Genomic DNA, 20,117 nt, shown 5'->3' on the forward strand with positions numbered 1-20,117 from the left:
GATGGTTGCTTTCCTCTTCGGGCCTAAATCAGTTGCTGTCGCCGCCGTTCAGGCCGAGCGCGATGTTCACGAGCGCTTCCTGCTGGACTTGGTGGCGGCTGGCATAGCCGGTGGCGGGCGATGCGGCGACTTCGCGACCGGCGTAGGTCGGGCGCATGCCCTTCTTGCCGGCTTTTTGGGCCGCTTCCTCGATCAGGCGATCGACGAAGAACCACGCGCCGTTGTTCTTCGGCTCTTCTTGGCACCAGACGATTTCTTCCAGATTGGTCATGCGCTCGATACGCACGGCCAGCGGTTCGCCGGGGAAGGGGTAGAGCTGTTCGATGCGCACGATGGACACGTCCTCGAGCTCCGCCTCGTCGCGCCGCTGCATGAGGTCGTAGGCCACCTTGCCGCTGCACAGGACCAGACGTTTCACCTTCTTGTCGTCGATGTCCTTCATGTCGGACTTGATGCGCATGAAGTGATGGTCGCCCATGAACTCCTCGGCACTCGACTTCGCCAGCGGGTGGCGGAGCAGCGACTTGGGCGTCATGATGACCAATGGCTTGCGGAACGGGCGCAGCATCTGACGGCGAAGCACGTGGAAGTAGTTCGCCGGCGTGGTGATGTTGCAGACCTGGATATTGTCGTTCGCGCACAGCTGCAGGAAGCGCTCGAGCCGCGCGGAACTGTGTTCCGGGCCCTGACCTTCGTAGCCGTGCGGCAGGAGCAGCACGAGGCCGTTCGCGCGCAGCCATTTCACTTCGCCTGCCGCAATGAACTGGTCGATCATGATCTGCGCGCCGTTGGCGAAATCGCCGAACTGCGCTTCCCACATGACGAGGCTCTTCGGGTCCGCCATCGCGAAGCCGTATTCGAAGCCCAGCACGCCGTATTCGGACAGCGGGCTGTCGTAGACCTCGAACTTGCCGTGCGGCAGCGTGGTGAGCGGAATATACTTCTGCTCGGTATTCTGGTCGACCCAGACGGCATGGCGCTGGCTGAATGTGCCGCGACCCGAGTCCTGGCCCGACAGGCGCACCCCGAAACCTTCGGTCACGAGGCTGCCGAAGGCGAGCGCTTCCCCGGTAGCCCAGTCGAAGCCTTCGCCGCTGTCGAACATCTGGCGCTTGGCATCGATCACGCGGCCGAGCGTCTTGTGGATCGTCACGTCGTCGGGGACAGTCGTCAGCGTGCGGCCGAGGCTGTCGAACAGCTTCTGGTCGATCGCGGTCTCGACATTGCGGCGCGCCGTTTCGGGATCTGCGGGCTTGTTCAGACCCGCCCAGCGTCCGCCGAACCAGTCGGCCTCGTTGGGCTTGTAATCCTTGGCGGCAGCGAACTCGTCTTCCAGGAGCTGGTCGAATTCCTTGCGCAGCGTGTCCACATCGCCCTTGGAGATCACGCCCTCGCTTTCGAGGCGCTTGGAGTAGATCTCGCTCACCCGCGGGTGCTTGCGGATCTCGTCATACATCAGCGGCTGGGTGAATTTCGGTTCGTCGCCTTCGTTGTGACCGAAGCGGCGGTAGCACCACATGTCGATCACGATGTCGCGGCCGAACTTCTGGCGGTATTCGATCGCCAGCTTGCAGGCGAAGGTCACCGCTTCGGGATCGTCGCCATTGACGTGGAGGATCGGCGCCTGGACACCCTTGGCGACATCGCTCGGATAGGGCGAAGAGCGCGCGAACTGCGGGCTGGTGGTGAAGCCGATCTGGTTGTTGATGACGAAATGCAGGCAGCCGCCGGTGTTGTAACCGCGCACGCCCGAGAAGCCGAGACACTCCCACACGATGCCCTGACCCGCAAAGGCCGCATCGCCGTGGAGGAGGACGGGCAGGACCTGCTCGTGCTTCTTCAGGTCGTCGCGGATAGCCTGCTGCGCGCGGCTTTTGCCGAGCACGACCGGGTTCACTGCCTCGAGGTGCGAAGGGTTGGGCACGAGGCTCATGTGCACGTCGATATCGTCGAAGGTACGGTCGGTGCTGGTGCCGAGGTGGTACTTCACGTCGCCCGAACCACCGACATCGTCCGGGTTGGAAGAACCGCCGGAGAATTCGTGGAAGATGACCTTGTAAGGCTTGCCCATCACGTTCGCGAGCACATTCAGGCGACCGCGGTGGGCCATTCCGTAGATGATCTCGCGCACGCCGAGCTGGCCGCCGTACTTGATCACCGCTTCGAGTGCCGGGATCATGGATTCGCCGCCATCGAGGCCGAAACGCTTGGTGCCGACGTATTTCTTGCCGAGGAACTTCTCATATTCCTCGCCGCGGATCACCGAGGCGAGGATGGCGCGCTTGCCTTCGTCGGTGAACTGGATCGTGTCTTCGGGGGTTTCGAACTTGTCCTGCAGGAAGCGGCGCTCGGTCGTGTCCGAAATATGCATGTATTCGAGGCCGACGTTGCCGCAGTAGGTCTCGCGCAGCACGCGATAGAGCTCGCCCACGGTGACCCACTGGAAGCCGAAAACGCCGCCGACATAGACTTCGCGCGCTTCCTGTCCGGCGAGCCCGTGCCATTCGAGCTTGAGGTCTTCGGGCACTTCGCGGTGCGAGAGGCCGAGCGGGTCGAGATCCGCCGCCAGATGGCCACGAACACGGTAGAGCCGCACGAGCAGCATCGCCTTGATGCTGTCGTCGGCCGCCTGTTCGATCGCCTTGGGATCGGTCGCCTTGCCCGCCTTCTCGGCAGCCACGCGCACGGTTTCGCGCATTTGCGTGGGGTCGAGCGCGGCGGTCAAATCCGCCTCGCTGTCGACCACCTGCTGCAGCCAGTTGGGATTGCCCCAGCTGGGGCCTTGTTGCGGCCCTTCCTGATCGCCCATTTCGGGCAGGAAATTCTGGCTCTCGTTACCCATTATCGTACCTTTCGGAGAAGGAGCGCTTGGCGGTTACGCCAGTTCCTTCAACATCGCGTCGAGCGTGGTGCCGAGTTCGCTGGGCGAGGGCGAGACGCGGATGCCCGCGGCTTCCATTGCGGCGATCTTGTCGTCCGCGCCGCCCTGGCCGCCCGAGACGATCGCACCTGCATGGCCCATGCGGCGGCCCGGAGGCGCCGTGCGTCCTGCAATGAAGCCGACCATGGGCTTCTTGCGGCCTTTGGCAGCTTCCTGCTTGATGAATTCGGCCGCTTCTTCTTCCGCGCTGCCGCCGATTTCACCGATCATGATGATCGACTTGGTCGCGTCGTCGTCGAGGAAGAGGTCGAGCACGTCGATGAAGTTGGTGCCGTTGACCGGGTCGCCGCCGATACCAACCGCGGTGGTCTGGCCGAGGCCAACCATCGTGGTCTGGTGGACGGCTTCATAAGTCAGCGTGCCCGAGCGCGAGACGACGCCGACGCTGCCCTTCTTGAAGATCGAACCGGGCATGATGCCGATCTTGCATTCTTCGGGCGTCAGCACGCCGGGGCAGTTCGGGCCGATCAGGCGCGAGTTCGAACCGCGCAGCGCGGCCTTTACGCGCACCATGTCGAGCACGGGAATGCCCTCGGTGATGGCGACGATGAGCTCCACCTCGGCATCGATCGCTTCGAGGATGGCGTCAGCCGCGAACGGTGGCGGCACGTAGATGCACGAAGCGGTCGCGCCGGTTTCGGCCTTGGCCTCGCGCACTGTGTTGAACTGCGGCAGGCCGATGTGGTCCGTCCCGCCCTTTCCGGGAGTCACACCCGCAACCATCTGCGTCCCGTAATCGAGCGCCTGCTGCGTGTGGAAGGTGCCGGTGTTGCCTGTCATCCCCTGGGTGATGACCTTGGTGTTCTTATCGACGAGGATGGACATTCTTCAGGCTCCTAAGTCAGTGCCGGTGTGTCTTGGCTCGGGGAATGAGCAATTTGATGGTCAAGATGGCGAGGCCGAAGGCGGTCGAGCCAAAAGCAATAAGGGCGTAAGCGAGCTCTCTCCAGGCGCCGTCGACCGCATTCACTGCCGGGTCGAGGGCCGAGACCAGGCCAAACTCTAGCGTCGCGAGAACGGCTAAGCCGACGCAGAGAAAGACGCCGGCCGTACCGATTGCAATCCGGCCATTAGCCCGGGTCGCGAGGACCCAAGCTGCAGCGCCGATCGCTGCCAGGATGAGCACAAGCTCGATCACGCCAGCGAGCTGTCCAGGCCCTTGCACGCCTCCAGCAGCTCTTCGACCGCGTCGGTCGAGACCTTGAGGTTGGCCTTCTCTTCGTCCGACAGTTCGATCTCGATCACTTCCTCGGTGCCGCCTGCGCCGATCATGGTCGGGACGCCCACATACAGCCCGTCGAGGCCGTACTTGCCTTCGACAAAGCTGGCGCAGGGCAGGATGCGCTTCTGGTCGCCGAGGTAGGCTTCCGCCATTGCGATCGCGCTGGTGGCAGGCGCGTAATAGGCCGAGCCGTTGCCGAGCAGGCCGACGATCTCGCCGCCGCCCTTGCGGGTGCGGTCGACGATTTCATCGATGCGGCTTTCCGACACGCCCTTGATCTTGGCGAAGTCGTTCACCGGGATGCCGTTGATCGTGGTGTAGCTGGTGACGGGGACCATGGTGTCGCCGTGGCCGCCGAGGACGAAGGCGTTCACGTCCTTCACCGAAACGTCGAATTCCCAGGCGAGGAAGGTGGCGAAACGCGCGCTATCGAGCACGCCGGCCATGCCGACGACCTTGTTGTGCGGCAGGCCGCTGAATTCGCGCAGCGCCCAGACCATCGCGTCGAGCGGGTTGGTGATGCAGATCACGAAAGCGTCGGGGCAGTTGTTCTTGATGCCTTCGCCGACCGCCTTCATCACCTTGAGGTTGATGCCGAGCAGGTCGTCGCGGCTCATGCCGGGCTTGCGGGGCACACCGGCGGTGACGATCACGACGTCCGCGCCAGCGATGTCGGCATAGTCGTTCGAGCCGGTGATCTTCGCGTCGAAACCTTCGATCGGGCCGCACTGCGACAGGTCGAGCGCCTTGCCCTGCGGCATGCCCTCGGCGATGTCGAACAGGACGATGTCGCCCATTTCCTTCTTCGCGGCGAGGTGGGCTAGGGTGCCGCCGATCATGCCGGAGCCGATGAGCGCGATCTTCTTGCGTGCCATGTGGGAAAAGCGTCCTTCCGAGCTTCGCGGGACGAATTATCCTGACCGCTGGTGGCGCACGCATGCCCCGCGTGGGTACGCGCGCCCGGTGTTACGCGAGGCGGCCTAGGCCCGGGGGAAGGGGATTGCAACCGTCAAAAGGTCGTAGCGGCCAACTATCTTTGCAAATGGTTTGCAATAGCAATAAGGGTGAAAAGCCGCAGCGCTATTATGGAGACGCGTGGGCGTACGCTCTGGTTCCTCCAGCGCGATATCTTCGATGATCCGGGAATGGGCGCGGGGGCTACCCTTGCTGCCGCTATCCGATCAGGTAGCTTTCGCTGGCTCCGCGCCCGGCTTCGAACCGGGTTGCTGCATTCGCATCGAGCTCGCGGCAGATGCCCACCCAATAGCGGTAGTCGTCGTCATGCGAGGCAGTTGCGGCGATCAGCGCGTTGTTGAGCGCCACCGGAACGGCCCTGAGGCCATGTTCGGCGAAATGGCGCAGCGCGGCCTTGGTCGTATCACTCATCGGTCCCGTCCCCTCCGGTCCATCGTGATCATTGGCGACCGGGCCGATTTCTCCGCGCGTCAGGATCTTCGCGATAGGCGAACGCGCGGCAGTGCGCGCAGGCGCAAAACGTACGGACATCGGCTCGGGCTCCCCATTGTTCTTGCTGGTCTTTGCCAGCGCTCCGGCTCGTTCCATCAGGTATAAGGAGAGGGTGCTAAACAAGCGTTCCGCGGCATGCTTGCAGATGTATTAAAATGTTGCTCGGGGCTTTGCGAAGCTTGCTCTCTTGCCTCAATCGGACGCCGGGCGTATTGGTCGCGCCTCGGTAAGGGTTAAGGGAACGCGGTTCGATGCCGCGGCTGCCCCCGCAACTGTAACCGGTGAGGCGCGCTCCATAGTGCCACTGTCCGAAAGGGTGGGAAGGCGGGGCGAGGCCGGTGATCCGGAAGCCAGGAGACCTGCCCCTACCAGTCGTTCGGCCGCGGGCGGGGTGTACCGATGGCAACGGGGAAGGGGCAATCCCGCCTCCTCCCGTCATGAGCGGCATAGCTTGTGACTGGAGGAAATGTGACCAAATATCTGTTTTTATTGAGTGCTTCGGCGCTGTGCGTTCCCGCGCAGGCGCTGGCACAATCCTCGACCGAGGATGCGCTGGCGGAGATTATCTCAGCGCAGGAAGGCGAACCTGTCGATTCCGGCGAGCTGGATGACGCCGGTTGCTGCTACTTCTCCGGTGAACGGATCCAGCCTTCGACCATTACAGTTACCGCCACCGGCCTCGGCACCGATGTCCGCAACACTGGTCAGGCCGTGACCGTTATCGGCTCGGACGAGATCGATGCTGTGCAGGGTGCGGATATCTCCCGCGTTCTGCAGCGTTCGCCCGGCCTTACCTTGTCGCGCAATGGCGGCACAGGCAGCTTCACCGGAGTAAACATCCGTGGGGCCAATTCCGAACAGGTGCTGGTGCTGGTCGACGGTGTGCGCGTGGCCGACCAGGCTTCCCCCGCAGGAGGATTCGACTTTGGCAATTTGCTCACCGGCACGGCGGGCAAGCTCGACATCCTGCGCGGCTCGAACAGCACGATCTGGGGTTCGGATGCCGTCGGCGGGGTGATCGACATCAGCACTCGCGCGGAAACGGGCCTGAAGGGTTCGATCGAATATGGTGCGCGTGACACGCTGTTCGCCAGCGCTGCGGCGGGCGTGGACGAGGACGGGCTCTACCTGGGCCTGACCGGCTCATGGTTCGAAACCCGCGGCTTTTCCGCCGCGGCCGACGGCACCGAGGACGACCGCTTCGAACAGTTCGCGCTCGGCGCGGTGGCCTTCGTCGACCTCACGCCCGAACTCGAGGCCTTTGCCCATGCCAATTTCAGCGAGGGCGATCTGGAAATCGACGGCTTCTCCTTCTCGCCGCCTTTCGGCCTGGTCGATAGTGACGACACCCAGAAAACGACGCGGCATTGGGGCGATGTGGGTCTGGCCTACTACGGCAACGACCTGACCCTGCGCGCGAGCTTCAGCCTGTCGGATACCGAACGAACCAATCGTACCGGCGATGGCTCGGTCAGCTTCGCCAGCGAAGGCCGCAGCGAACGGCTCGCATCTCGAGGCGAATACCGATTGCTCGGCGGCCTCGCGCTGGCGTTTGGCGGCGAACACGAGTGGAGCGATTTCGACACAAATTTCGATGCTCCCGCCGAGACCAGCACGACCGGAGCCTATGCGCAGCTCGGCTGGGTCATGGGCAATCTCGCCGCCCATCTGGGTGCGCGCGTCGACAGTCCGGAAGACTTCGATACGGTCGTGAGCTTCGGGGGCGACGTGAGCTACGGCTTCGAAGGCGACTTGCGCGTTCGCGCGAGTATCGGCGAAGGCTACAAGGCGCCTACGCTCTACCAGCTGTTCTCCGACTTCGGGAATTCCGAACTTGAACCCGAAAGCAGCACCAGCTTCGATCTCGGTATCGAGAAGGGGCAGCGAGGCAGAGGACTTCATTTCGCGCTTACGGGATTTCGCCGGGATAGCGAGGAGCTGATTGGCTTTGCCTCCTGCTTCGTCGCCACTCCTCCCGCGATCTGCAACGATGGCCGGTTCGGCTACTACGACAACACGGGCAAGGCCCGCGCACAGGGCATCGAAGCCGAGCTCGGCGCGGATATTGCCGAGGGGCTGCGGTTGTCGGGTGTCTACAGCTTTGTCGACGCCGAGGACCGCGAGACCGGCAATCGCCTCGCGCGTCGACCGCGGTACTCCGGCACGCTGTTCGCCGACTGGACCAGCGATTTCGGTTTGTCTCTCGGTGCAGACCTGCGGGTCGTTGGGGCCAGCTTTGACGAGGCAGGGAACTTCACGCGGCTCGACGGATACGAAGTGCTCGATCTGCGCGCGTCGCAGGATGTGGGCGAGCACCTCGAGCTGTTCGGCCGGGTCGAGAATGTCTTCGACGAAACCTACCAGACCGTCGCCGGATACGGCACGCCCGGACGCGGGGTATTCGTCGGCGTGAGGGCGCAGATGTGATCAGGCTGGCGCCCCTGCTCGCCATCCTGCTCGCCGGGTGCGCGCAGGGCGAAGCACGCGAGCGCACGGGGCACCATCCGACCATCGTCAGCCTCAATCCCTGCACCGACGCCATCCTCGCCGAGGTCGCTGCGCCGGGGCAACTGCTCGCAATTTCGCATTACAGCAAGGACCCGTCTTCGAGTTCGATGGAGCCGGAGGACGCGGCACGCTACCGGGCGACAGGCGGCACGGTGGAAGAAGTGCTCGCGCTCGACCCCGATGTGGTCGTGGCGAGCGCTTTCATCGGCCCTGCAACGCGCGCGGCGCTCGAAGACCTCGGCCTGCGGGTCGTGACCTTCGGCGGCACGGCGACGGTCGAGGACAGTATCGCGCAGATCCGCGAGCTCGCTGCACTGGCAGGCCGGGCGGAAGAGAGCGAAGACCTCGTCCGCGATATCGAACTGGCGCTGGCTTCGGCTTCGGTTTCCGGCCAGCCAATCGAAGCGGCACTGTGGCAGCCGGGCGGGATCGTCCCGGGCGAAGCCTCGCTGGTGAGTGACCTTCTGCGGCGCACTGGCTTCTCCAGTTATGGATCTGCGCGGGGCCTAGCGCAGGCAGACTATCTCTCGCTCGAGCAGGTCGTCGCCGATCCACCTGAAGTCCTGCTTGTCGCTGGAAACGAGGCGGGGCAGCGGCATCCCGTTCTCGACCAGATTTCGGACATGAGACGCGAAGGATTCGATACCCGCCTGATCTACTGCGGAGGCCCGACGATCATCCGCGCGGCCGAGAGGCTGGCGAAAATTCGCGAGAATGCCTCGTGAACCGCGCGACGCTTACCTTCGCGGTGCTGCTTGCGCTAGCCCTGCCGCTCTCGCTGCTCGCGGGGCGCGTGTGGATCGACCCGGCGAGCACGCCCAATGCCGCGCTGATCCTAGGGGAATTGCGCCTGCCGCGGGCGCTGCTGGCGATCATCGTGGGTGGCGGGCTGGGTGCGGCAGGCGCCGCGATGCAGGGTTACCTGCGCAACCCGCTTGCCGATCCCGGCCTGTTCGGCATCGCGCCGGGAGCAGCGCTGGGTGCGGTAGTGGCGCTGTGGTTCGGTTACACTGCCAGTGCGTGGCTGCTCCCGCTCTTCGCCCTTATCGGCGCCGGCGGGGCGATGGCGCTGCTCGCTGCGATTGCCGGACGCACCGGCGGTATTGCGCTGTTCACCCTCGCGGGACTGATGGTGGCGAGCCTCGCGGGGGCGCTCACGGCTCTGGCGATCAGCATGGCACCCAATGCCTTTGCCATGAGCGAGATCGTGCTGTGGCTCAACGGCGCGCTGACCGACCGCAGCTGGCGGGAGGTCTGGCTGGCCGCACCGCTGGTCTCGCTGGGGATCCTGCTGCTCTGGCGCACGGGCCGCTCACTCGACGCGCTGACGCTCGGGGAGCCGGTTGCGCGCTCGCTCGGCATCGATACATCGCGCCTGCTCTGGCTTCTCATCCTCGGAATTGGCCTGACCGTGGGCGCGAGTGTGGCCGTTGCGGGCATCATCGGCTTCGTCGGCCTGATCGTCCCGCATCTCGTACGCCCGCTGACCGACCGCAGGCCCTCGCAATTGATCGTGCCGAGCGCGCTCGCGGGTGCGCTCCTGGTGCTGGTTGCAGACAGCGTGGTGCGCATCCTGCCGCTGGTCACCGAACTGAGGCTCGGCATCGCGCTCAGCCTGCTCGGCGCGCCCTTCTTCCTCTGGCTGCTGCTACGCATGCGGAAGGGGCTGGCATGACGCTAGAAGCGCGCAATTTGGTGCTGACGGAGCGGCTCGCGGGTATTTCGTGTTCGCTCCAGGCGGGACAGATCACGGCAATTTGCGGACCGAATGGTGCTGGCAAGTCTTCGCTCCTGCAGGCTCTCGCAGGCTTGCTGGAGATTGATGCAGGTGAAGTTCGGCTCGACGGCGCAGCTTTGCCGTCCTCACCAGAACGCGCGCGCTGTGTAGGCTATCTACCGCAATCGCCGGAGATCGCATGGGACGTGAGCGTTCGTTCGATTGTCGAGTTGGGTCGTATTCCATGGCGCGACGCTGCAGTCGAGCCGGTCGAGGCCGCACTGGACGCGCTGGACCTTAAAGGTTTCGAGCACCGCCGGGCGCAGACGCTCTCCGGAGGAGAGCAGGCGAGGGTCCTGCTGGCGCGCGTCTTGGCAGGCGAGCCCGGTTGGATCCTCGCCGACGAACCCCTCGCAGCCCTCGATCTCGCGCATCAGGCGGCGCTGGTCGGGCATCTGCGCAAGGCTGCGCAGGCGGGTAGGGGCGTTGTAGTGGTGCTGCACGACCTTGCGGTGGCGATGAACCACGCCGACCGCGTGCTGGTGCTTAACGAAGGCAGGCTGGCCGCCGATGGCGCACCCGAAGAGGCCTTGTCCTCCGCACTGATCGGCAAGGTTTGGGGCGTCGAGACGCGCTGGCTCGGCGACGCAGGAAGGAAAGCCCTCGCGACATCCTGAGGGTCGCGGCGAGGGAAATCTATCCGCGCAAACAAAAAGGGCGGACCGCAAGGCCCGCCCTTCTTTCAGCTTTCGCTGCGCTTACTTCGTCGCGGAAGCGGGCAGCTGACCGTCCGAAACCTCGCTGTCCGAAGCCTCGTCGCCGGCAACAAGGCCGCGCGCTTCGAGCATCGGGGTCACGTCGGGCGCACGGCCCGCGAAGTTCTGGAACATCTGGAAGTAATCCATCGTCCCGCCGCGGCTGAGCACGGTGGCGCGATAATGATCGCCGTTTTCGCGCGTCAAGCCGCCGTTTTCGATGAACCACTTGCGGCTGTCACGGTCGAGCATCTCGGTCCACAGGTAGCTGTAGTAGCCTGCCGAATAGCCGGTCGGATTGCTGAAGACGTGGTTGAAGTAAGTGCTGCGATAGCGCGGCGGCACGAGATCGATCTCGAGACCGAGCTCTTCCAGCGACCGGCGTTCGAAGGCAGAAACCTTCTCCGGCGTGTCGAGCGCTGCAGCCTCTTCCTTCGACAGCGCAGCCCACTTCATGTCGAGCAAGGCGGCTTCGACCACTTCGCCGAAATCGTAACCTTGGTTGAACTTCGACGCGGCTTCGATCTTCTCGATCATCTCGACCGGGATCGGTTCGCCGGTTTCATAGTGGAAGGCGTAGTTCTTGAGGATCTCGGGCCAGGTCGCCCACATCTCGTGGACCTGGCTCGGATATTCAACGAAGTCGCGCGCCGTTGCGGTGCCCGAGAGGCTTTCGTAGCGCTGGTCGGCAAAGAAGCCGTGCAGTGCGTGGCCGAATTCGTGGAAGGTCGTATTGACCCAGTCGTAGCTCATCAACTGGACTTCGCCTTCGGGCGCCTTGGGCACGTTGAGCACATTGTAGATTACCGGCTTGGTGCCCCATTCGTGGCTCTGCTCGACGAAGTTGCTCATCCATGCGCCACCACGCTTGGAGGGGCGCTGGAACGGGTCGAAGTAGAACAGGCCGAGTTCCGAACCGTCACGGTCGAACACGGTGTAGGTCCACACGTCCGGGTGATAGGTCGGCAGGTCGGTCCGACGCTCGAAGGTCAGGCCGTAGAGCTTCTCGGCCATGTAGAACACGCCGTCTTCCAGCACCTTGTCGAGCTGGAAGTATTCCATCATCGCATCTTCATCGAGTTCGTACTGCTCGGCCTTGATGCGGTTGGCATAGCGATACCAGTCCCACGGCTTCACTTCGTAATCGCCGCCATCGGCTGCAATCGCGGCGTTGAGCATGGCTGCTTCGCGGCGCTGCGTCGCGGCGAGGGCAGGGACCATGGCTTCCATGAAGCCGAGCGCAGTTTCGGGCTTTTCTGCCATGCGATCCCACATGGTGTAGCTCGCCCAGTCGGGCTTGCCGAACAGGGCAGCCTTCTCGGCGCGCAGCTCTGCGATCTTGGCGATCAGCAAGCGCGTGTCGATGTCGGTCGTCCCGTCTGCGCGGTGATAGCTTGCCTTGAACAGCTTCTCGCGAGCGGCGCGGTTCGTCATGCTCGGCAACAGGGGCTGCTGCGTCGTGTTCTGCAGCGCGATGGCGTATTTGCCGGGATGGCCTTCCTCGTCGGCCAGATCGGCTGCGGACTTGATGTCGGCATCCGACAGGCCGGCAAGATCGCTGCGGTTGTCGAAGATGACCGGCTGGTCCGACATGGCGGCGCGTGCGGTCTGGCCGAACTCGGTGGTCAGCGTAGAAAGCTCTGAGTTGATTGCCTTGACCCGCTCACGCTGGGCTTCGGTCAGGAGGGCGCCTGCCTGGACCATGCTGTCATATGTATTTTCCAGCAGCGTCGCGTCTTCCGGCGTCATCGTCATTGCGGCGCGGTTGTCGTAGACGGCCTTCACGCGGGCGAAGAGTTCCGGATCGAGCGTGATGCTGTCGTTGTGGGCCGTCAGCTTGGGGCTGATCTCGGTGTTGATCTCGTCCAGGCGGTCGGTGGTGTTCGAACCGGTCAGGGCGAAGAACACGCGCGCTACGCGGCCGAGCATACGGCCGGACTTTTCCATGGCGACGATGGTGTTCTCGAATGTCGGCGCGGCGGGATTGGCCTTGATCGCCTCGATCTCGGCCTTGTGGATCGCCATCCCCTGCTCGAATGCAGGCAGGTAATCGTCTTCCGAGATCGCGTTGAAATCGGGCGTCTTGAACGGCAACGTGCTGTCCGACGCGAAGTATCCGGTGCCTTCGGGAATGGCGACATCGGCTGCGACGTCAGCGTCGGCGATCGGGTCCATTTCTCCTCCCGGGGCAGTGGTGCAGGCTGAAAGAAGGGCGGCTGCGGCAGTCGTGGCCAGGATGTGGGCCTTCATGATGTCTCCAATTTTCTATGCTTCTGCGATAACCAACGTTTCGCGGCACGAGTTGGTTGCATTTGCGACCAGCGGCTTGAAGCGCAAGTGAACGCTTTGCGCAAGTCGTAGTCAGGAAATGATCCGGACCAATCGACGGACGACTTCGACGGCTAGTCGATTGGCTTGCCTTCACCGCGCTCTGTCTGGTCCCGAGCGGCAATCGCCGCTTCTTCCAGCGCCTGCCGGTTTACGGTCATCACTCGCGGTCGACCGGTATCGTCAACCACCAGCCATAGCGATCCCAGTTCGAAGAATGCGCCCTGGTCCCTTTCGACGGTCATCTGCGACAGATCGAGTCTCTGCAGCATGTCCATCACGCGGTCGTCGAAGACCTCGTCGAATAGCTCTTCAACCTGATCCTCGCTCAGTTCGCGCCGCTCGCCGGTGCTGTCGATGTAGAGCAGCGGGATTCCGATCTGCTCGAGCACCCGAGCCTTGTTACCGCTTTGTGCGGCATCGCGCAGGGCGGAGATCGCAGCCTCGAACTGGCTCGGGCTGGTGCCGGTGGCGCAGGAAATGGCGCCGCCCTCCACGCTGTCGTGGGCGCGGTCGAACTCGACATCGGGTTCCTCCTGCCCGGACCACACCATCAAGAGGCAGTTTTCCGCCGGATCGGGGCTTGCCGCGGCTTCTACGGTCGCAAGCAGTTCTTCCCGGTCCGGATCAGCATCCGCAACCGGAGAGCAGGCCGAGAGAGAGCCTCCGAGAAACAGTGCATAAGTGGCGGTTCTTGCTATCATTTTCCGGCGGCAGTGTAGGTGACGACAGGTTCGTAGAGAGAACCCTCTTCGCGCAGGGTGCTCTCGTAGAGAACGTACTCTTCCACAGTCCAGGGACCAAGCGCGACATCGACGTTTCGGGAAAGGAATGGTCCGACCGGTCCAGCGGAGCTGTTGAGGCGTGCAAGGGTGATATGCGGCACGAAGGGGTGGTCCAGAGGCTCCGCCCCGGCCTTGGTGCAGATGCGGTCGATCTTGCGATGCAGCCGAACGAGCGGCTCGCACGAAGTTATCGTGGCATAGGCGATCCGCGGGACACCCTTTCGTTCGAAAAATCCGCACCCTGCGATGTGAAGCTCGAACGGTTCGAAGCGAATGGCCTGTGCGGCTTCGGCGATATCGTCGGCCCGGTGGGTCTCGATCTCGCCGATATATCTGAGGGTCAGGTGCAGCTGGTCGTCATCTTGCCAGCGGGCATTGTCGATGCCGACCATGAGGTCGAGCAGCTTCTCGCGGATTGTAAGCGGAGGGCGGATACCGAAAAAGAGGCGGTGGCTCATGGGTCATGCCCGTCGGGCGGGCCGTCTGGTGTTGGGCGGGCTCTTTGCACGACGAGCGGGCTGCGCGCCAGCCCGCTCGTGATGTTGGCTCAGGAAGATGCCGTATCGGCGGCTTCTCGCGGATCTTCGTAAGAGGCATTCATGAAGATCTTGGCCCTGCGTTCGGATCGGAATTCCAGGCCGCGCGCGACCTTACCGGCGGCATGCGTGTAGTCGAGCTCGCTGGCGATGGCTTCGTAGTCGCGCGCCTCGATTGCGGCGTTGAGGCGCGGGCTCTTCCGTTCCGAAACATTCCCGAGACCGACATTGTAGACAAGGTCGAGAAGGGCATCGAATTCGTGCTGGTGGAGCGGCAGATCCCCCACTAGGGTGCGCACGCCCCGTTCGGCAGTCGCAAGATCCTGTTCGAGGAACTCCAGTACCTGTTCGTCGCTGATCCGGTCGCCCACGCGCAGATTATCTGCCGGGCGGACCAAGTGTCCGACCCCGACCGTGGGATAGCCTGCTACGTCTCGGTAAACCGTGTAGCGCACGCCTTCTTCCTCGATCAGCGCCTGCTTGAACTCGTCGCTTGCAGATAGACGGGCGGCATTCATGCGCAAGTCTTCAGCGGGGGCAGCCACGGTGAAGCGGGTCATGTCGACGGAAGCGGCACTCTGGGTGGGTGGTGCGGTGAAAGCGGCAAGGCTCATCGCGCCCGCGCCCATCATCAGCGACGCGCGCTTGCGTGTGGAGAGCCGGGGTTTGACCTTGTACACGCTCGCCGCAGCGCGACGCGCCCGCTTCAATTCGCGCCGATGTGCGCGATGCCTGCGAATGCGGCGCAGGAAAGCGCGCGCACCTTTTTGCTGGCCTGCATGCGGGGTGGATGTCCACTTTTCGTCGTCCAGCGGCCGTCCCAGGTCCTTGAGCAGTGCCTTTAGTCGCTCGCTCTGGATCGGGGGCTGTGGTTGCGGACTGTATTGCGGATCGCGTGGCGGTGCGCCCGAAATGGCTTTGTCCTGGTCTGACATCGTGTTGTGCGCCTTCGAATCGTCTGAATTGCAGCCGGTGGAGCGCGATTTCGCTCCCCGGGAGGGCCGGTTCCGCCATTCACACGGGAATGCGCGGGTTTTGCCCTGTTTGCCTATTCAACGGTTGGATGGGCCCGATAGGTCCACGTTTCGTCGCCCCTGCGCCACATATCGCGGGCTCGGAGCGGTGGATCAGGCAGCCGCGCGGACCTGGTTGCGGCCGGCGTGCTTGGCCTCGTAGCAGGCAAGGTCGCTGCGCTGGAGTGCCTCGTCGAGTTCCTCGCCGGGATACCAGCGCGCGATGCCGATCGAGGCGGTGATCGTGGCGGCTTCGAGACCATTCTCGCGCTCGGAGAGTGCTGCGATTTTCTCGCGCAGGCCCTCGGCGAAGCTGCGAGCCTGGTCGCTGTCGATCTGGTCGAGAATGATCAGGAATTCTTCCCCGCCCAGGCGAAAACCGAGGTGCTCGTCGCCGTCCAGGTTCCAGATCTGCTCGCGGATGAGATCGGCGGTCGCCACGAGGACCCTGTCGCCTGCGCTATGGCCGAACCTGTCGTTGATGGCCTTGAAACGGTCGAGATCGATCGTGAGGATCTGGCGCTGGCCGCCACGTGCCGCGTTCTCGCGCTGTTCGAACAGCTTGCGGCGGTTGAATAGTCCGGTCAGCGGATCGCGGGCACTGAGATATTCGGCATGCGCCAGCGCCTCTGCAAGATCTTCGGACAATTGGCGGTTCTCCACCAGGACGCGCGCCGCGGCGACGATGTGGTGTCCGGCATTCTCGGAATAGACGCGGATCCCGATCACCACCAGCACGGCCACAAGTGCGATGGCCGGTTCTGCCACCTCCGGGAATACCCACAGCGAGGCGCAGACCGTCCCGCAAAAGCTGAGCAACATCGCATCGCGCGGAGCTCGCATGGCCGCCAGCGTCACAGCGATGAGCGTCACCGCGATCAGCACGGTTGCGCGCGCCATCAGCGTCGCCCCGAAGGGGGAGCCGGGCGGGGGCGGGACCAGCAGGAGGCCCAGCGTGACGCCCGTGAACGCCATCGAGACCACCATCAGCGCTTGCGGCCAGAATGGGTCGCGCTTGTGCCGGACGGAGTCGAGAAGGTGGCGTGCCGCATTGCGGGTTATGAGGAACGACAGCAAGCGCAGCGCCAGAAGGCCAAAGAAGAGGCCCGGCGCGGAGTAGAATGCGAAGGAGGCGGCCAGGATGGAGAGGGCCAGCAGGCTGGATGTCAGCGAGCGACGCTCGCGCTCGAGCATGGCGATCATTGTCTCCTGCCGAACCTCGTGCGGATCGACAGCATGCGCTCCCTCGCCGGGGCGGGGAGTGACAGGATTGGACGGTTCGGCCACGGCCTTCTCTCGAGATCTCCTTTCGTCAGGGTCGAGGTAAGCCGAAATCCTTAACAAAATGCCGCATGCAGTTAATTTTTCGCCGATCCCCAAGGAGAGCGGGGACCGGCGAATTTGTTAACATGATGGAGGGATCAGAGCACGAAGTCGCCCGCCGAAAGGTCGTATTGGCCCTCGAGCCTGATCTGGAAGTCGGCCACACCATCGCCATTGGTGTCGCCTGCGACATAGGTCGCATCGCCATCGACATAGAATGCGAGCTCGCCTGCCGTACCGCTGAAGGCGGTATTGCCGATGAAGGTGAAGGCATCATCCCCGCCGCCAATGATGGCATCGATCGCGGACAGGTCGATTACGTCGCCTTCCGACTGGTTGAAGTCCGTGATCGTGTCGGCATTGCCCATCCAACGGCCGGTATGGCCGGTCTCGAAGAGGAAGGTGTCTGCGCCGGTTCCGCCGGTAAGGCTGTCGACACTCCAGCTGCCGATCAGGACATCGTCGCCAGCGCCGCCGATCAAGACGTCGTTCTGGCCACCGCCATTGAGCGTGTCGTTGTCCGCCCCTCCATCGAGCATGTCCGCACCCGACGAGCCGACCAGTTCGTCATCGCCATCCTCGCCGAGGAGCTGGTCATCGCCCGCCTGGCCGTTGAGGAGATCGTTGTCGGCGCCGCCGAAAGCAACGTCGTTGCCATCATCGAGATAGGCCCGGTCGGTACCGTCATCGCCATGGATCGTGTCATCGCCGAGACCGCCCTTGAACAGGTCGCCGCCATTGCCGCCGACCATGACATCGTCGCCATCGCCGCCATTGAGCTGATCCCAGCCATCGCCGCCGTTGAGAGTGTCGCTACCGTCCTCACCGAAGAACAGGTCTGAGCTGCCTCCGCCAGTGATCGTATCGGCACCAGCACCGCCATGTATCATGGTAGCAGACCCGGCACCGCTCAGTACGTCATCATGCGCGGAGCCGACCAGGCGCTCGATGCTGACGAGCGTGTCGCTGCCCGCACCGACCGTGTCCTGCACTCCAGCAATGGTGAGGTCGACCGTTACACCCGAAGACGCGGAGGCGTAGCTCGCTGTATCGGTCCCGTTCCCGCCATCGAGAAGGTCGTCGCCCGCGCCGCTGGACAGCGTGTCCCAACCCGCTTCGCCATAGAGCGCATCATTGCCGTAAACGGCGTGGAGATGGTCGTTGCCGGACCCCCCATACACCGTATCGTTGGCATGGGTGCTCGATGACAGTGCGGAACCCTCGACATCGGCGTAGATGGTGTCATTCCCATCCAAGCCGCTCAGCGTCTCGTTTCCATTCGAGCCGGTGATGATGTTGGCCACCTCATTGCCCGTGAGTGTCCGGCCGTTGGCGAACAGGAACTCGCGATAGGAAAGATTTTCGAGGTTGTCGCCCAGCGTGTAGTCATAGCTGACGAGAACGGTATCGATACCTTCGCCGGCATTCTCGATGATAGTGCCGGTATCCCAGACCCGATAGGTATCGTTGCCAAGGCCGCCAATGAAAGTGCCATCCTGCCCGGTCAAGAAATTGTCCTGATCATTCCCGTGGAGCGTGCTGATCGAGCCGCGAATACTGGCTTCTTCGACGTGGATCGGAATGTAGTAGTCGCCGTTCCCAAAGAAGGAGATTCGATCGTACCCGCCATCGGCCTCCTCGACGATCGAGGTCAGGGGGCTATCAACATAGTAGTAATCGTTTCCGCCGCCGCCGACCGCGGTATCGAGCGCTTCCATCGACCGGAAATGGTTTGTGCCCTCGTTGCCGACGATCGTCTGAGCAACCCCATAAGCTTCAAAGGTGATGTCGAAAATTCCAAGTGGCGCCTCGAAATAGGGCGCGGCCACGAAGAGATAGTTGGTCGGGTTTCCGGAGTAGGATTGCGTACCGGTTCCGGGGATTACGATGTCGTTGACGTCGTCCACGTAAAAATAGGTGTACCCGGTGGTTCCGCTGCCATCGAGGACGTCGGCACCTGCTCCACCGTCGAGAATGTTCGAGCCGTTGCCGGTGGCAAAAAGCTGATCGGCATCGTCGCCGCCATAAAGCGCGTTATTGCCGTTCACATTGCCGACGAGAGTGTCCGAGCCTTCGTTGCCGTTCAGCGTTATCGTCCAAGTTGGGCTATAGACGTTGAAGCTCAGCAGGCCGCTGACATCGATCGTATCGTCACCGGCGAGCCCCGAAGCAGTGAATACTGACCCATAAACGGCCGAAATATCCATGATGTTGTCGAGTGCATTGCCGGTGAGCGCCATAGTATCGGCATCGCCGGTCACATCGACGTTCTCGACATTGTCAGGCAGGGTGTAGCTTGCCAGGCTGGTGATGACGGTATCGTCACCTTCATCGAGCCCTTCAATTACGCGATCGCCGAAGTTGTCGACGTAGTAGGTATCGTCACCAAGAAGACCGGTCATGACATCGGCACCGTCGCCACCGTCAAGAATATCGTTACCCGAGGTGCCGACCAAGTCGTCGCTGTTTGCAGGGTCCCCACCGCCGCCTCCAAGGTCAATCGAGACGATGCCCATCGTCGTATTGAGCAGTGCCTGGGTCCCATCGGGCGAGATCGCCATCTCGATCCCATACGGCAGGATATCGATGACCAACTCATTGAGCGCAATGCTGCCGTTCTCGACGATCTGCGGGCCTTCGAATTCGTCAATGGAAATGGCGTAGGTCGTGATGGTGCCGGCAAGATTATCCAGCGCGTAGAGCGTGGAACCGTCTGCACCGAAGGCGAGGGCTGCAATCTCACCACTTATGCCGTCATAGCTAACCACGGTGCCCAGAAGGTAGAACTCCTTGTCGAAGACCTTGAGCTGTCCATCGGCGAAAACGGCGATGTAGCCATCGTATGTGCTGCCGGAAACGGCATCCACGCCAGAGGAGAAGTCCAATTCTCCGGGTGCCCAAATGCTGTTGTCGGAGAAGGTAAAGCCATCGGGAGTGACAAGGCTGAACTGGCTGTCTTCCTGGCCCAGCTCGCCCACCAGCGCGATGCCGTCATTACTCGTCGGTGTAAGCGACAGCGCCGTACCATCGCCAGCCACATCGCCCAGGTCGTTCAGCGTCATGCTGCCCAGATCGAAGCTGAAAAGCGAGGCCGATGTCTCGCTGACGCTGTGGAGCGACAACAGCACTTCGCCATAATCGGAAATGGCAAGATCCGCGATACCCCGATCTTCTCCGGAAACGGCGACATCAAATGTGCCGAAGTAATATTCGCCGGTGATAATGTCGGGGCTCGTCAGGTCGAGCAGGGCGATCTGCGCGGTGGCGGTGTATCCGGCACCGGTGCCGCTTTCATTGGTCAAACCTGCGAAAGATACGACCAGAGTTGAGCCGTCAGGGGAAACCGCGATGGCGTCCAGGTCACCGCCGAGAAAGGTCTCACCAATGAGCTTGCCGGTTTCAGCTTCGTAGCTGCGGACGTAACCATCATTGCACGCCATGTGGATTGTCGAGCCATCGGGACTCAAAACCCAATTCTCGTCTGCTTCTTTCTCAATCAAAAATTCGGCCATTCTGCGTCCC

At 62.9% G+C, this 20,117-nt stretch carries 15 protein-coding genes and 1 riboswitch; of the genes, 4 read left to right on the top strand and 11 right to left on the bottom strand.

From position 1 onward, the window contains the following. Positions 1 to 28: 28 nt before the first annotated feature. From K3146_RS03055 to K3146_RS03075, 5 genes are all read right to left on the bottom strand, one after another. Positions 29 to 2,842, bottom strand: coding sequence for a 2-oxoglutarate dehydrogenase E1 component (locus tag K3146_RS03055; RefSeq protein ID WP_221544708.1), 2,814 nt, complete (start codon positions 2,840 to 2,842; stop codon positions 29 to 31). Positions 2,843 to 2,875: 33 nt separating this feature from the next. Further along, positions 2,876 to 3,766 (bottom strand): succinate--CoA ligase subunit alpha, encoded by an 891-nt coding sequence (sucD, locus tag K3146_RS03060; RefSeq protein ID WP_221544709.1) that lies wholly within the window; start codon positions 3,764 to 3,766, stop codon positions 2,876 to 2,878. A 16-nt stretch (positions 3,767 to 3,782) separates the two neighbouring features. After that, on the bottom strand, positions 3,783 to 4,079 hold the full coding sequence (locus tag K3146_RS03065) for a hypothetical protein (protein WP_221544710.1): 297 nt from the start codon (positions 4,077 to 4,079) through the stop codon (positions 3,783 to 3,785). After that, positions 4,076 to 5,038 (bottom strand): malate dehydrogenase, encoded by a 963-nt coding sequence (gene mdh, locus K3146_RS03070; RefSeq protein ID WP_221544711.1) that lies wholly within the window; start codon positions 5,036 to 5,038, stop codon positions 4,076 to 4,078. Before mdh ends, K3146_RS03065 begins: the two co-directional genes overlap by 4 nt. 298 nt (positions 5,039 to 5,336) lie before the next feature. Further along, a complete protein-coding gene (locus tag K3146_RS03075) occupies positions 5,337 to 5,669 on the bottom strand; it encodes a hypothetical protein (RefSeq protein WP_221544712.1) in 333 nt (110 codons plus the stop codon). Positions 5,670 to 5,843: 174 nt separating this feature from the next. After that, positions 5,844 to 6,011, top strand: a riboswitch (cobalamin riboswitch). A gap of 87 nt (positions 6,012 to 6,098) precedes the next feature. Here K3146_RS03075 and K3146_RS03080 point away from each other — a divergent pair. From K3146_RS03080 to K3146_RS03095, 4 genes are read left to right on the top strand one after another with little or no spacing between them, the layout of a single operon-like run. Further along, on the top strand, positions 6,099 to 8,057 hold the full coding sequence (locus K3146_RS03080) for a TonB-dependent receptor plug domain-containing protein (protein WP_345723610.1): 1,959 nt from the start codon (positions 6,099 to 6,101) through the stop codon (positions 8,055 to 8,057). Then, on the top strand, positions 8,054 to 8,863 hold the full coding sequence (locus tag K3146_RS03085) for an ABC transporter substrate-binding protein (protein WP_221544713.1): 810 nt from the start codon (positions 8,054 to 8,056) through the stop codon (positions 8,861 to 8,863). The genes K3146_RS03080 and K3146_RS03085 overlap by 4 nt, the downstream gene beginning before the upstream one ends. Further along, a complete protein-coding gene (locus K3146_RS03090) occupies positions 8,860 to 9,813 on the top strand; it encodes a FecCD family ABC transporter permease (RefSeq protein WP_221544714.1) in 954 nt (317 codons plus the stop codon). Before K3146_RS03085 ends, K3146_RS03090 begins: the two co-directional genes overlap by 4 nt. After that, positions 9,810 to 10,532: an ABC transporter ATP-binding protein gene (locus K3146_RS03095; protein ID WP_221544715.1), complete on the top strand. Its 723-nt coding sequence runs from the start codon at positions 9,810 to 9,812 to the stop codon at positions 10,530 to 10,532. The genes K3146_RS03090 and K3146_RS03095 overlap by 4 nt, the downstream gene beginning before the upstream one ends. A gap of 81 nt (positions 10,533 to 10,613) precedes the next feature. On the opposite strand, the gene K3146_RS03100 is transcribed toward K3146_RS03095, so the two are convergent. The 6 genes from K3146_RS03100 to K3146_RS03125 all read right to left on the bottom strand — a co-directional run bounded on the left by K3146_RS03100 (position 10,614) and on the right by K3146_RS03125 (position 20,107). Further along, the gene (locus K3146_RS03100; RefSeq protein WP_221544716.1) at positions 10,614 to 12,860 is read right to left on the bottom strand and encodes a M3 family metallopeptidase; all 2,247 of its coding nucleotides are present in this window, start codon (positions 12,858 to 12,860) and stop codon (positions 10,614 to 10,616) included. Positions 12,861 to 13,012: 152 nt separating this feature from the next. After that, on the bottom strand, positions 13,013 to 13,642 hold the full coding sequence (locus tag K3146_RS03105; protein ID WP_221544717.1) for a hypothetical protein: 630 nt from the start codon (positions 13,640 to 13,642) through the stop codon (positions 13,013 to 13,015). Beyond that, the gene (gene thpR, locus K3146_RS03110; protein WP_221544718.1) at positions 13,639 to 14,181 is read right to left on the bottom strand and encodes an RNA 2',3'-cyclic phosphodiesterase; all 543 of its coding nucleotides are present in this window, start codon (positions 14,179 to 14,181) and stop codon (positions 13,639 to 13,641) included. Before thpR ends, K3146_RS03105 begins: the two co-directional genes overlap by 4 nt. Before the next feature lie 89 nt (positions 14,182 to 14,270). Next, the gene (locus K3146_RS03115; protein ID WP_247710992.1) at positions 14,271 to 15,194 is read right to left on the bottom strand and encodes a lysozyme; all 924 of its coding nucleotides are present in this window, start codon (positions 15,192 to 15,194) and stop codon (positions 14,271 to 14,273) included. A 192-nt stretch (positions 15,195 to 15,386) separates the two neighbouring features. After that, positions 15,387 to 16,559, bottom strand: coding sequence for a GGDEF domain-containing protein (locus K3146_RS13605; RefSeq protein ID WP_221544719.1), 1,173 nt, complete (start codon positions 16,557 to 16,559; stop codon positions 15,387 to 15,389). Between the two features lie 134 nt (positions 16,560 to 16,693). Further along, complete coding sequence (locus K3146_RS03125) at positions 16,694 to 20,107, bottom strand: calcium-binding protein (protein ID WP_221544720.1); 3,414 nt, start codon at positions 20,105 to 20,107, stop codon at positions 16,694 to 16,696. Between the last annotated feature and the right edge of the window lie 10 nt (positions 20,108 to 20,117).

Origin of the sequence: Qipengyuania vesicularis (assembly GCF_019711415.1) — a bacterium.
Classification (GTDB): Bacteria; Pseudomonadota; Alphaproteobacteria; order Sphingomonadales; family Sphingomonadaceae; genus Qipengyuania; species Qipengyuania vesicularis.

Coding starts and splice junctions, on each gene's coding strand:
- K3146_RS03055 (WP_221544708.1), bottom strand. CDS start 2,842: ATGGGTAACGAGAGCCAGAATTTCCTGCCCGAAATGGGCGATCAGGAA.
- sucD (WP_221544709.1), bottom strand. CDS start 3,766: ATGTCCATCCTCGTCGATAAGAACACCAAGGTCATCACCCAGGGGATG.
- mdh (WP_221544711.1), bottom strand. CDS start 5,038: ATGGCACGCAAGAAGATCGCGCTCATCGGCTCCGGCATGATCGGCGGC.
- K3146_RS03075 (WP_221544712.1), bottom strand. CDS start 5,669: ATGTCCGTACGTTTTGCGCCTGCGCGCACTGCCGCGCGTTCGCCTATC.
- K3146_RS03095 (WP_221544715.1), top strand. CDS start 9,810: ATGACGCTAGAAGCGCGCAATTTGGTGCTGACGGAGCGGCTCGCGGGT.
- K3146_RS03100 (WP_221544716.1), bottom strand. CDS start 12,860: ATGAAGGCCCACATCCTGGCCACGACTGCCGCAGCCGCCCTTCTTTCA.
- K3146_RS03105 (WP_221544717.1), bottom strand. CDS start 13,642: ATGATAGCAAGAACCGCCACTTATGCACTGTTTCTCGGAGGCTCTCTC.
- thpR (WP_221544718.1), bottom strand. CDS start 14,181: ATGAGCCACCGCCTCTTTTTCGGTATCCGCCCTCCGCTTACAATCCGC.
- K3146_RS03115 (WP_247710992.1), bottom strand. CDS start 15,194: ATGTCAGACCAGGACAAAGCCATTTCGGGCGCACCGCCACGCGATCCG.
- K3146_RS03125 (WP_221544720.1), bottom strand. CDS start 20,107: ATGGCCGAATTTTTGATTGAGAAAGAAGCAGACGAGAATTGGGTTTTG.